Consider the following 12,839-nt stretch of genomic DNA (forward strand, 5'->3'; position numbering starts at 1 on the left):
CGAACACAGAAGTTAAGCTTCAACGCGCCAAAAGTAGTTGGGGGATCGCTCCCTGCGAGGATAGGACGTTGCCACGCGTTATTGCGAATTAGCTCAGTTGGTAGAGCACCTGACTGTTAATCAGGTTGTCGTCGGTTCGAGCCCGACATTCGCAGTTGCTGAGAGGAAGTGTTGATTGTACCGATCGGCATTTCCTTTTTATTTTGCCAACTTAGCTCAGCTGGTAGAGCATCTCCCTCGTAAAGAGAAGGTCGGAGGTTCGACTCCTCTAGTTGGCATTACATTAGAACTATTAAGTCTTCGTACCAACCTTTAACGGTTATGTATGAGGACTTTTTTTATTATGATAAATTAAATTTTAACTTTAACGTTTTTACGAGTATACTATAAAACGGTTATTCATAATTAAGGGAGAGTACAGAATGCTTCGGAAAAGAACTTTAGTAACAATTAGTGCGTTAGCGGGAATTTCAATTTTATTAGGCGGTTGTGGTAAGAGTTCACCGACTAATCACTCCAATCAAGCCGCGACCTCATCATCAAAGAGTGTTCAGAAAGGATCCACTCAATCTAATTCTTCAGCTCTTTGGAATAAGAAAAAGGACCAAGAATTAACGAGTTTTATTAATCAATGGGCGCCAACGATGGGGCAATCTTATACTAAATATGATGGGAACACTGACTTAAAAACCAAGGCTGGGATGTATTATCCCAAAGACCTTAGTAAGACAACCGTAAATGGTAGTAACGATTCAATTGGTTGGGCACCATCAGGAAAGGGATCATACGACTATAACGTGGTTGCTTTGTACAACTATGATCGTCCGGGGAATGCGGCCACCCACATTACGTATGCTTTTGCTTTTCATAACGGGGAACCAGTAGCTTTAGTAGAGCAAAGCACGAACGGTACTCCAAACTGGACACCAACAAAGAATACGGATGTTTCTAGCAATTTCGCTAAAATTGCCAATGGTAATGGATCAGCAAAGCAATCCTCAACCACCAAGAAAGATAATGATACTTCTAGTACAGCAGAGTTATCGTTTGAAGATGCTGCAGCTTTGATTCAAAAGGGTGGATTTACTGACTTCAATTATGACTCTGCTAAGACGATGCACGACGGAAGTCATCCAACCAGTAACGGTGGTTATGTCATGATTACCTACCCTGGGGCCAAGGGGCAAGATCAATTCACCATTACCAAGACAGGGAAAAATAAATATCACATTGAGGCTAAATATGGCACCCTAGAAGGTGGCAGCTTTAAAGCCTTTGATGATCAAAGTACCTATGGTCCAACTTCAGCAGATGTAACTAAATAATAGTGGACCCAAAAGAGGGTGATCACGTTTTTTTGTGATCACCCTCTTTTATTATTGTTGTTTTTCCATCAAAGACTTCCCCCATTCAAAGAGGTCGCCCATCGTATAAATTAGATTCTTTCCGGTATCGGTTAAATGATAAGTTACAGAAGGAGGGACTGTTCCCTTAGAATGGCGTTCCAAAAGGCCGTCCTCTTCTAATTCCCGCAGACTCTTTGACAGCATCGTATTCGTAATGGAACCAATGCTCCGTTTCAATTCATTATAGTGCTGACCGTCATTGAGCATTAGATACCACATGACCGGAATTTTCCATTTTGAGCCAATAATCTTCATTGAATATAAGATCGGACACTGAGGTGGCATATTTTCATGAAAGTATTTAATCTTTTGGTCAAACTCTTGTTGCTTCATTTTTAAGCACCTCCAAAAAATTTTAAGGAAGAAAAAACTGCGTACTTGTTCTTCTCTATCCACAACGATATACTTACTTTAGATTCAAGTCAAGGAACATGAGAGGAGGAATTAAAATGCCATTTATTATGTCACGAACTAATGTTAAGTTACCTAAAAACAAGGAACTAGCGTTGAAGAAACGTTTGGGATTGGCGATTGCCAACGTCCCAGGCAAGAGTGAAGATGTATTGATGGTCGGTTTTCAAGACAATTATCCCTTGTACTTACGGGGGCAAGGAGACGACCCGTTAGCTTATATTGAAGTTAGTATTTTCGGCACAGAAGATCATGCTGGTTATGATAAATTGAATTTCGCGATCACCCAGGCATTTTATGATGTCCTCGGGATCCAACCTGATCATTTATATATCAAGTACGATGATATTAGTAGTTGGGGTGTTCAAGGGCAGTATATTGACCGCCGTGACTACTTATAATTTTTTTACTTGTTAAGGAAGAAAAATATACGTATAACTATAAAACTTTTAAAGGAGATTTTTAAAATGAACAAAAAATACGAACCATTATTCCAACCATATACACTTAATAACGACGTTGAAATCAAGAATCGTTTGGTAGTGGCACCATTGACGGTCTATGATGCTGGTCCAGACGGTGAATTAACTCCTACTTCGCGCAGATTCTGGCATGACCGCTTTAACGGCTTTGGAATGTGGATCATTCCTTTCACTAACGTTCACCCAAGCGGAATTGGTTTTGAATCACCAAATGCATTTAGTGAAGACCATTTAGCAAATCTTCGTGAATATGCCAAGATCTCCCATGAACAAGGGGCGAAGGCGGTAATCCAATTAGCCCATGCGGGACTCCATGCTGATGCAAGTATGACTCGTGGAAACGGCGTTTGGGGACCAAGTGCTATGTCATATTATGGAGCACACGAAATGACCGATGCTGAAGTGCGAGAAATCATCCATTCCTTTGCCTATGCCACTGAACTGGCAATTCGCGCTGGATTAGATGGAGTCGAAATTCACGGTGCCAACGGTTGGCTAATTCAACAATTTGTTTCCGCAACTTTTAATCACCGTACGGACCACTGGGGTGGGACAATGGAAAAACGCTTTAACTTCCCACTGTAAATTATTGATGCGGTTGATCGAGTTCGGCAAAAGTACCACCGACCAGATTTTATCGTTGGTTACCGTTTTTCACCTGAAGAACCTGGTACAGATGGCTTAACGATGAAGGAAAACCTGGCGTTAGTTGACAAGCCACTCCAATATCTCCATATTTCGTTATGGAACTTCTACAAGAAAGTGCGACGGGGTGGCGATCCAAAGATGACAAGAATGGAAGCAGTCCACAAGCGGATTAACGGGCGTCTTCCGTTCATTGGGGTCGGTGACCTATTTGCTGAAGAAAATGGTTTGAAGGCTTTTGAAACTGGTTGGGCTGATTTCCTAGCTGTCGGTGGATCAGTGGAATTAAACCCACACTTGGTTCAAATGATTAAAGAAGGTCGGGAAGCAGAAGTACAAAGTGAATTTGACTGGGAAAAGATGGATTCTTATCGGTTTACGCCCGCAATGCTCTACGGAACAATGGCGGGAAACGCGATGTTCCCAAAAGTAAAACAACGTTACTGAGGTGATCTTAAATGAAAAAATTAGTAATTACGACGGTAGCTGATCCAATGATGGGCATGCTCTGGGAAACGTGGCCCACAACGCGCAAGTTAGAAACCCATTATGGAGAACAATTGGAATTTAAGTTTCTATCGGGGCAACTAGTAAAAAATGTTTATGATTTAGTGGACCAAAATGTCCGACAGCGATTTGGCGATCGGGTGGCCCTAAACCAATATTGGGTGCGACTAATGCAGATCTATCTCCAAGAGGAGCAAATCGGCAATATGCCGATTTATATGGGTGGTAATGAGCGGTTATTTGATGAACACCATCTGTCTTCTGTTACACTCAATCAAGGGATCCTCACAATCGCAGGCGATCAACAACCACGATTAGACCAGGTATTGTATGAAATTCAATATGACACGGTGATCAATAACCTGCAGACTAACGATATTAAATATTTAACGACTTTAGCTCAACGCTTTGGCTTAGGTGCGGAAGAATTTAAGGCCAGTTACAACTCGGCTACCATCAAACAAAAACTTAATGATAGTGAACAAGCTCGCCAACAGCTACAAATTGATCAGCTACCAGCATACCTACTGACCTACCAAGGGAAAACATTTGTCGTTAAAGGGCTGCCTAAATATGGGGATTGGCAAAAATTAATTCAACAGGTAACTGATGGAGCAATTACCGAGCGAACGGTGAAGTTTGATGTTACGACATTGGCTGCCTTTTTGAATAAACATCCGCATATTTCGCAATTAGAATTGCAGACGGCATTTGATGTGAACGAACAAGCCATCACGGATGCATTAGCAACTTTTGACTTGGAAAAGCAACGGGTTAAGGGAACAATATTTTATCGAAAGAAGGGATGATCGATGAAACGATTAGCATTACCAACTAAACGGGGAAGTGTTCTAACCGGGGTCCTTTTTGATGCTCCTGCAGATAAGCATGCTTCCACAGTGGTCATTGCGATTACTGGGATCCACGGTAACTTTTACTCGAATCCTTTCTATGTCAACATCGGGAAGACCCTTTCGGCTGCCGGAATTGACTTTATCTATGCGCAAACGGCAGATGCCTTCGGTGAAATTCCCACCGTTAACGTCAAGACTGGCCAGCAGGAAGTGATTGGTTCATGGAATGAAGATTTTAATAATACTGATGAGGATATTGAGGCCTATCTCAACTATGTCTATCAACAGGGATACCAGAATGTGATTTTGGCCGGTCATTCCCTAGGAGCAAATAAGGTCATTTACTATTTGGCTCGGCACCATGACTACCGGATCAGCCACTTCTTGCTATTGAGCCCGGCTAATCTTGAGCATCTAACCAGTGTGGTAACCGATGAAGAAAAACAGGCAATTCTCGATCAGCGTAAACGGGGTGAGGGAGACCAGCGGATGCCATTTAATTTGCTTGGCTGGATTCCTGGGACCGCTGATACGGATTACCAATGGGTCTTTGATAACATTTTGGATAATGTTCACGTCGAACCAGAGAAAGATTTCTCCCAAGTTGCAGCGGTAACACATAGTGGGGCGCTAGTGATCGGTGGCTATGATCGATTTACTTATGGAGACCCAGAACAATTTTTGAAAAATATTAATGATCATTTTCCAACGGCTCAGCAAAATCAAATGATTATTATCCCCAAGACCGGTCATACCTACCAACAAAAGGAGCAAGAGTTAGCTGATGATATTTTAAAAATCGTTCAAGAATGGAATAAGTGATTTGATGAGAGGAGGGAAACAGCATGAATAAAGCACGTGTTGAAGCGTTTACTGACGCCATTATCGCAATTGTGATGACCATAATGGTTCTAGAAATCAAGATTCCAGAAGGCGCAACCCTATGGTCACTACTGAGGGAGCGGGCGTATTTTCTGGCCTACTTAATCAGTTTTTTCCGGATTGCCGCTACTTGGTACAATCACCACTATTTGTTTGCAAACGCTCAGTGGATTTCGCGGAAGGTCTTTTGGCTCAACATTGTCTGGTTATTTTTCATGTCGCTCTTTCCAGTGGCAACCGGCTGGATTAGCGCTGATCCCTTCTCTCGGGCAGCAGCCTACTTCTATTTTCTGATTTTTGCAGTGTGGGGCGTGACCTTTTATATTATGGTAGCTGTCCTCGCAAAAGATAACCCGCGTCGGGCACCAAAAATTATGTTAATGCTCAAGCCACAACGGTGGTTATTTGAATTATTTTCATTAGTCACCGGGCTGATTGTCATTTACTGGCTACCAATTGCTTCGCTTTTAATTCTCGGGATTAATATTATCTTTTGGATTTTGTTTCCACCCAAGGATTCAGATCAAATTACAGATTGGAGGGATAATCATGAAAGTTAAATTTCAACCATTATTTGAACCATATACATTTAACAACGGAGTCCAACTTAAGAATCGGCTGGTGGTAGCACCACTGACTATTTATGACTCAGGTGACAATGGTGAACTAACCCCAACCGCGCGGGAATTTTGGCGGGATCGTTTTCGTGGCTTTGGCATGTTTATCATGCCATTTACCAACGTTGCACCGAGTGGAATTGGGTTTGAGTCACCAAACGCCTATTCCGAGGAGAACTTAGCAACGCTACAAGAATATGTCCAAATTGCGCATGAACAGGGTGCCAAGATTATCATGCAGTTAGCGCACTCCGGGTATAAGGCGAAGCGTTGGATGACGAAAGGGTATCCAGTTATTTCCCCAAGTGGTGATTCGCGTGGACGGGCTAAAACGATGACAGGTGCCGAAGTTAAACAGATGGTCAATAATTTTGCAAAGGCGGCCGAACTTGGACTGCGGGCCGGAATGGACGGTGTTGAAATCCAAGGCTCGAATGGCTGGTTAATTGAACAATTTTTTGCGGGCAACGTTAACCACCGGACTGACGAATGGGGCGGTAGTTTTGAAAAACGGCTCAAGTTTCCATTAGCAATCATTGATGCGATTGACGCGGTTCGTCAAAAGCACCACCGGCCAGATTTCATTATTGGGTATCGTTTCTCTCCAGAACGGCCATACCAGGGTTTTACCATGACGGATACGTTAAAGCTGGTGGATGAACTCACTAAAAAGCCGCTGCAATATCTCCACATCTCACTACTAGGCTTTTACTCGCATCCACGGCGGGGTGCTGACCGCAAATTGACTCGGATGCAGGTATACCATGAGCGGATTAATGGTCGCTTGCCATTAATTGGGGTTGGCTCATTAAAGACTGCTGACCAAATTCTCGATGCCTATAATACCGGCTGGGCGGACTTGATTGCAGTTGGCCGAGCGGTAATGTTAAATCCAGATTTAATTGAACTTATTCGTACCGATCGTGAAGATCAGATTGAGACGAGTTTTAATTGGCAACATGCTGCTCACTATCGATATACACCAGCAATGTTGCAAGCAGAACGTGATCACCTCGATATGGCGATTCATAACCCCCGACCAGTTAGGAAACATTAGACGAAGGAAGGTGACATTATGGTTCGTGAATTGAAGGTAACGACGCGGACCGGGTTGGTTCTAAATGGGCGACTGTTTCACTCCGCAGCTGCAAAAACCGTTTTAATTTTAGTAACCGGAGTTGAAGGTAATATCTACAATAATCCATTTTATTCGGTGATTGGCCACCAACTGCAACAGCAGCAGATTGATCTGGTAGTGGCCCATACGCGGGACGCTTTTAATGTGACCAATGCGGTGAACCAAATTACTGGTCGTCAGGAAACGTATGGGGCGTTTGATGAATACTTTCAGGACGGTGATGATGACGTGGCAGCATATGTAAATTTTGCCACGCAACATCATTACGCACAGATCATCTTAGGTGGGCAATCGCTAGGCGCCAATAAGGTTATTCATTATCTAGCTAACCATCCTGAAGCACCAATTGAACATTTTCTATTTATGAGTCCAGTGAACTTAGCGGTTTTACGAAAAAAGATTGGTCCCGACCAACGAAGCGTAATTCAGCAAATGATCGATGCGGGACGTGATGAAGAACGTTTGCCGTTTCGCCTTTTTCGTTGGTTAACCAGTACGGCAGGCAATGCCAAACGTTGGCTAACTGATAACACACTGGATAATGTTCACTTTGACCCCCGTGGTGATTTTAGTCAGTTAAAGGCCATCACAAAATCAGGGGCGTTCTTGATTGGGGAAAATGATCATTTTACTGGTGGAAATCCAGCAACGTATTTACGAACTTTAAATCGTCAAATGGCGACTGCACAGCAGAATCAGTTGATTTTGATCCGGAAAGCAAGTCATATCTATCGTAATCGCGAGCAAGAGGTGAGTGCGGAGATTCGTGATTTACTGAAAAATTGGCACGTTCTCGGGTAAGAGGTCGCCTTAAAAATGAAGTTTGCGTTTAACAATCAAAGGTGTATACTAACAAGGTTGTTATTAATTTCAAATTAAATCTTAATAGAATTTTCATGTGCGCCATTATGGTGCCTTTTTCATTAGGAGGAATTGCATGAAAACGCAAAGGAGCTTAGACACAGCCTTTTTTGGTCAGCCCCGAGGCCTTTCCACCCTCTTCTTTACGGAAATGTGGGAACGTTTTAGTTACTATGGAATGCGTGCCATTCTGTTGTTTTATATGTACTATGCCGTTAGTCAGGGTGGACTTGGAATGCGGCAGACGACTGCTGCCTCGGTAATGTCCATCTATGGTGCGTTGGTTTATCTTTCCAGCATGGTTGGTGGTTGGCTAGCAGATCGGGTTTGGGGAGCTCGCCGGACGGTGTTTATCGGCGGCGTGCTTATTATGCTGGGGCATGTTGCACTTGCTGTGCCGCTTGGTTTAAGAGCACTCTATGTTTCAATTATTTTAATTGTTTGTGGAACGGGATTATTAAAGCCCAATGTTTCAGAAATGGTTGGCCGACTTTATTCGCCGAATGATCGGCGCCGCGATGCTGGATTTAGTATGTTTGTTTTTGGCATTAACTTGGGAGCTGCCTTAGCCCCCTGGCTAGTTCCATGGGTTGCCAATGGATTTCGAAACTCTTCGATTGATTCATCAATGAATTTTCATGCCGGCTTCGCGCTGGCCGCCGTTGGGATGTTGCTAGGCTTGATTCAATATTATTACGGAGGCCAGCGGTACCTCTCTAAGGAGAGTTTGTATCCGAATAACCCCATTGATCAAGACGCCCTCCGTCCAATTATGATTTGGATTGGAGTACTAGTTGCAACTTTAGCAGTAATCCTAGCTTTAATGGCAACAATGCGCTTATTGACCGTCGCCAATTTGATTACCTTAATTAGTATTCTGGCAATTTTATTGCCAATCGGTTACTTTATTATGATGCTCAATAGTCGAAAAGTGACGGCAAATGAACGGGCCCGGGTTTGGGCCTACATTCCGTTATTTATTGCGGCAGCAATTTTCTGGGGAATTGAGGAATCCGGTTCGGTTGTCCTAGCGTTATTTGCAGAACAACGGACGGTTTTAAGAATCGGTGATTGGCACTTGATGGCCGCTAATTTTCAAACACTTAACCCATTCTTCATTATGATCTTGACCCCGTTGTTTGTATGGCTGTGGGACCATTGGAAAAGCCAACCAGGGGCACCAGTTAAATTTGCGGCCGGACTAATTATCGCTGGTGTTTCCTATGTTTGGATGGCCCTTCCCGGAATCATTCATGGGACGACAAATGGCCGGGTTAGCCCATTTTGGCTAATTGGTTCCTGGTTAATCGTGGAAGTCGCGGAAATGTTGATTTCGCCAATTGGTTCATCGATCACGACTAAATTAGCGCCGAAGGCTTTTCGTTCACAACTGATGAGTATGTGGTTTCTGGCGGATGCCGTGGGGCAAGCCATAAATTCGCAATTAGTGAAGTACTATTCAACGGCGACAGAAGTGCCGTACTTCTTAATCATTGGTCTGGTGACCGTTGGTTGTGGTGTAGTTATGGCCCTAATTGCGCGAAGATTACAAACACTCATTCAGAATAATCTTTAAAATAATGTGGACGGACGATTGAAATAATGGTTCGTCCTTTTTGTTAAAGTAATTTGATGAAACTTGGACATTTTTTGAAAAAAGTCCGAAAAACCTCTTGAAAAAAATGGGGGAGTTGTGTATTATAATACATGTTGATTGTTAGTAAACAACAACAGACCTCACGGAGGAGTAGCGAAGTCTGGTTAAACGCGACGGTCTGTAAAACCGTTCCTTCGGGTTCGGCGGTTCGAATCCACCCTCCTCCATATTTTATTATTGGGCTATAGCCAAGCGGTAAGGCAACGGTTTTTGGTACCGTCATGCGCTGGTTCGAATCCAGCTAGCCCAACTGCCAAAGTCGTCACAATTGTGGCGACTTTTTTTATACCTTAACGAAAGGGACGGTTGAAATGCCAAAACAGGGACAATTTGCCCGTAGTCAGCGACACGGAATCAGTAAATCATTCCGCCAACACCATCAGCGCCAACGCCAACGCACAATTGATCAGACAATGGTGAACGATTTTTTAATTGTTCGTTATCGCCTTACTACTGGGAAACATCTTAAATCCTTAGACCGGGAAACCGGTCAGCGTTTTCTTCAAGAATTAACGCCCCGCCTGCAAGGGACCTCGTTTGATTTGTCGGCTGCGGTTCATCAAACATTAGTTGAGATTAATGCAAAAGTACCATGGCAATTTTTCTATCAGCTCAGCCGGAATTGGTCATTGCTGAACCAATTTATTCAGCGGGAGCTACCGGCATTGCCGTTAGCTAAACCAGTGCTACTGAAAAACTTGGTAACGCAGGAGGAGCTTGATCAGGTCATTGTTCAATTACTGGCGCAACGGATTATTGGGATGACTTTATTGCAACGGTCGGTACCAGCAACCGTTCAGCAAAACTTAATTCACCAAATGGTGACCAGCTTGGAAAGTGACGCACAAATTCAGTGGCCCAAAGTGGCGGCTGCCTTCAAGCCATGGCCATTTCCGCTTGATGAGCATATTGATTCTGGAACAAAAGATTGGCTGAAGGCCATTTCTCAAATTCATGTTTAAATTTCGACGTTTTTCAAACATTGTCATACGGTATTTGCTAGCGTTTTCTTAACAAGGATTTTATAATGAAGATATCGAAATAATAGACAAAAGGAAGGGCGATATGATGACAGAGGAACTCGAAACCTACCGTAAAGAAGTCCATACTGGCTTAACGGAACTCTTGAAAGAAGCCAAGCTGGAGAATGGGGACTTATTTGTTGTTGGTTTGAGTACAAGTGAAGTCCAAGGCCAACACATTGGAAAGGACTCCGACATTGAAATTGGCCGGACGATCATTAAGGAAATCATCTCCGTATTGCGGCCGCTGGGGATTCACCTAGCAGTGCAGGGCTGTGAACATCTTAACCGGGCGTTAGTAGTGGAACGTGACGTGGCCAAAAAATTTGGTTTAGAAATTGTGACAGTTTACCCCCAAATCCATGCCGGTGGTGCGGGGCAAATTGCAGCATTTGAAAACTTTGAAGATCCGGTCGAAGTTGAACACCTCCAAGCCAAGGCCGGGATGGATATCGGTGATACTTCCATTGGGATGCAAGTGAAATTTGTTCAGATTCCGGTCCGGACTTCCGTAAAGGAAGTTGGTAAGGCTCACACGACTTACTTACGGTCACGACCAAAGTTGATTGGTGGCGCGCGGGCCAAATACACTTGGGATCCATTTAACCAAAATAAGTAATGCTAGATATGGAACTGATTCATCGCTAAATGTTGATGAATCAGTTTTTTTGTTATAATTAATGGGAACGATTAATAAGGTGAAAAGACTTGGAAGGATCTCTAATATGACAGCAGATTTAAATATTTTTCGGCAAGTTGATGATACTAAGGTCAAGCAGTTCGATCAGCTTTCCAATTTTGAAATTGCCGCAATTTTTAAACAGTTGGCCAAGAATAACTTGCGCCATCAATCAGTCGTAAATGGTGGGCGTGGAAATCCCAATTGGATTGAAACAACGGCCCGGCTGGCGTACTCACGTTTACTTGAAATTGGGGTTGAAGAAGCAGAAAGCACGTTCCAACACGATGCCGGAATGGCTGGTGATGTCAAAAAAGCAGGACTCTATCAACGGGTGATGACCGCTTTGGATGATGGGACCCGTCGGGACGTTTTTTTACGCCGGGTAATTGAAGCTGCGGTTAATCATTTGCAGATTGCAGACCGGGATGCCTTTATGTACGAACTAATCGATGGTGCACTTGGAGATCACTATCCATATCCACCGCGGTGTTTAACATTCACTGAGCAGATTCTGGCGCAATACTTGCAAAAGAATTGTTTTAAGGATCAGAATTTGGTTAATGATGTCGATATTTTCCCGACTGAGGGTGGAACTGCGGCGATGGTGTATATTTTCCAAGAATTGCACAGCGCTCATATTCTTTATCCGGGTGATACTGTCGTGGTCAATTCATCAATTTTTACACCATATTTGCAAATTCCCGTACTTAGCGAATATGACTTTAACGTTAAAACGGTCACGACAAAGCGGAGCAATAATTGGCAGATGACGGACGAACAGTTTGAAGAACTAAAAGATCCAAAAGTGAAGGCTTTCTTTGCCGTTAACCCAACGAACCCCACTGCCCGAGCCATTACCCCTGAGAACTTACAAAAGTTTAAAGAGGTGTTAAAGGCCAATCCGAACTTAATCATCATTACCGATGATGTTTATGGGACATTCTCGCCAGATTATCAATCAATCTTTGCGGTAGCGCCGCACAACACGATTTTAGTCTATTCATTTTCCAAACTGTATGGGGCCACTGGTGAGCGGTTGGGCTTAATTTGTATGCACAAGAAGAATGTATGTGATCGCTTAATTTACGAAAACCTGCTCAATTCGCACTTAAACGAATTGGATGAGCAACGCTATTCGATTGTGGCCACGGATCCGCACAAAATGAAGTTCATTGACCGAATGGTGGCCGATAGTCGGGCAATTGGTATTTACCATACGGCTGGCCTTTCAGCACCCCAGCAAATCATGATGGATATGTTTTCACTCTCCAATCTACGGGAGCCAGAAGGGGATGCCTATGTTGACAGCTCGCGGCAAATTGTTACTGATCGCTACAATGAATTTTGGAACACATTAGGTCTACAGGCGGACCAAACCGCAGAAAATACCCGCTACTATACATTAGTGGATATTTACCGGCTGATGTGTGAACGGCATGATCAAGAATTCGCGGATTACTATAAGCAACACTACAACTACCTGGACTTTACGTACCGACTAGCGGTGGAATTTGGGACAGTGATTATGGATGCCACGGCATTTGGTGCAGAAAAGGGTAACGTGCGGATCTCACTCGCTAACTTGACTATTCAAGATTATCACCGCATTGCACAGGATATGCTTGATTTAGTAGATGAATATTATGCGCAATATCAGCAACGGTAAATCCGGCGT

At 43.5% G+C, this 12,839-nt stretch carries 12 protein-coding genes, 4 tRNA genes and 1 pseudogene; 16 read left to right on the forward strand and 1 reads right to left on the reverse strand.

The annotated features are described in order from the left end of the window. Window positions 1–82: 82 nt before the first annotated feature. From AC1EKL_RS03705 to AC1EKL_RS03715, 3 genes are all read left to right on the forward strand, one after another. A tRNA-Asn gene (locus tag AC1EKL_RS03705) sits at window positions 83–155 on the forward strand. A 50-nt stretch (window positions 156–205) separates the two neighbouring features. After that, window positions 206–278: transfer RNA gene (locus AC1EKL_RS03710), tRNA-Thr, on the forward strand. A 144-nt stretch (window positions 279–422) separates the two neighbouring features. Then, on the forward strand, window positions 423–1,325 hold the full coding sequence (locus AC1EKL_RS03715) for a DUF4767 domain-containing protein (protein ID WP_480189613.1): 903 nt from the start codon (window positions 423–425) through the stop codon (window positions 1,323–1,325). Between the two features lie 51 nt (window positions 1,326–1,376). On the opposite strand, the gene AC1EKL_RS03720 is transcribed toward AC1EKL_RS03715, so the two are convergent. After that, complete coding sequence (locus AC1EKL_RS03720; protein ID WP_480190202.1) at window positions 1,377–1,739, reverse strand: winged helix-turn-helix transcriptional regulator; 363 nt, start codon at window positions 1,737–1,739, stop codon at window positions 1,377–1,379. 116 nt (window positions 1,740–1,855) lie between these two features. On the opposite strand from AC1EKL_RS03720, the gene AC1EKL_RS03725 reads away from it, so the two are divergent. The 13 genes and pseudogenes from AC1EKL_RS03725 (at window position 1,856) to AC1EKL_RS03785 (ending at window position 12,830) form a co-directional block, all read left to right on the forward strand. Continuing rightward, complete coding sequence (locus AC1EKL_RS03725) at window positions 1,856–2,218, forward strand: phenylpyruvate tautomerase MIF-related protein (protein WP_480189614.1); 363 nt, start codon at window positions 1,856–1,858, stop codon at window positions 2,216–2,218. Between the two features lie 66 nt (window positions 2,219–2,284). Further along, a pseudogene (locus AC1EKL_RS03730) lies at window positions 2,285–3,391 on the forward strand (NADH-dependent flavin oxidoreductase). Window positions 3,392–3,402: 11 nt separating this feature from the next. Then, window positions 3,403–4,260: a DsbA family protein gene (locus AC1EKL_RS03735; RefSeq protein WP_480189615.1), complete on the forward strand. Its 858-nt coding sequence runs from the start codon at window positions 3,403–3,405 to the stop codon at window positions 4,258–4,260. A gap of 3 nt (window positions 4,261–4,263) precedes the next feature. Next, window positions 4,264–5,127: a DUF1749 domain-containing protein gene (locus AC1EKL_RS03740; RefSeq protein ID WP_480189616.1), complete on the forward strand. Its 864-nt coding sequence runs from the start codon at window positions 4,264–4,266 to the stop codon at window positions 5,125–5,127. A 23-nt stretch (window positions 5,128–5,150) separates the two neighbouring features. Beyond that, the gene (locus AC1EKL_RS03745; protein WP_480189617.1) at window positions 5,151–5,747 is read left to right on the forward strand and encodes a TMEM175 family protein; all 597 of its coding nucleotides are present in this window, start codon (window positions 5,151–5,153) and stop codon (window positions 5,745–5,747) included. Next, window positions 5,737–6,861, forward strand: coding sequence for an NADH-dependent flavin oxidoreductase (locus AC1EKL_RS03750; RefSeq protein WP_480189618.1), 1,125 nt, complete (start codon window positions 5,737–5,739; stop codon window positions 6,859–6,861). Before AC1EKL_RS03745 ends, AC1EKL_RS03750 begins: the two co-directional genes overlap by 11 nt. Window positions 6,862–6,879: 18 nt before the next feature. Next, the gene (locus AC1EKL_RS03755; protein WP_480190203.1) at window positions 6,880–7,743 is read left to right on the forward strand and encodes an alpha/beta hydrolase; all 864 of its coding nucleotides are present in this window, start codon (window positions 6,880–6,882) and stop codon (window positions 7,741–7,743) included. Between the two features lie 136 nt (window positions 7,744–7,879). Then, window positions 7,880–9,379, forward strand: a complete 1,500-nt coding sequence (locus AC1EKL_RS03760; RefSeq protein ID WP_480189620.1) for a peptide MFS transporter — start codon at window positions 7,880–7,882, stop codon at window positions 9,377–9,379. Window positions 9,380–9,544: 165 nt separating this feature from the next. Further along, window positions 9,545–9,627: transfer RNA gene (locus AC1EKL_RS03765), tRNA-Tyr, on the forward strand. Window positions 9,628–9,638: 11 nt separating this feature from the next. After that, window positions 9,639–9,710, forward strand: a tRNA-Gln gene (locus AC1EKL_RS03770). A 61-nt stretch (window positions 9,711–9,771) separates the two neighbouring features. Then, complete coding sequence (locus AC1EKL_RS03775; protein WP_480190014.1) at window positions 9,772–10,422, forward strand: hypothetical protein; 651 nt, start codon at window positions 9,772–9,774, stop codon at window positions 10,420–10,422. A 106-nt stretch (window positions 10,423–10,528) separates the two neighbouring features. Continuing rightward, a complete protein-coding gene (locus tag AC1EKL_RS03780) occupies window positions 10,529–11,101 on the forward strand; it encodes a TIGR01440 family protein (RefSeq protein WP_480189639.1) in 573 nt (190 codons plus the stop codon). A gap of 106 nt (window positions 11,102–11,207) precedes the next feature. Beyond that, the gene (locus AC1EKL_RS03785; protein ID WP_480189622.1) at window positions 11,208–12,830 is read left to right on the forward strand and encodes a bifunctional aspartate transaminase/aspartate 4-decarboxylase; all 1,623 of its coding nucleotides are present in this window, start codon (window positions 11,208–11,210) and stop codon (window positions 12,828–12,830) included. Window positions 12,831–12,839: the final 9 nt, after the last annotated feature.

This window comes from Limosilactobacillus sp. C0001E2 (assembly GCF_056590915.1).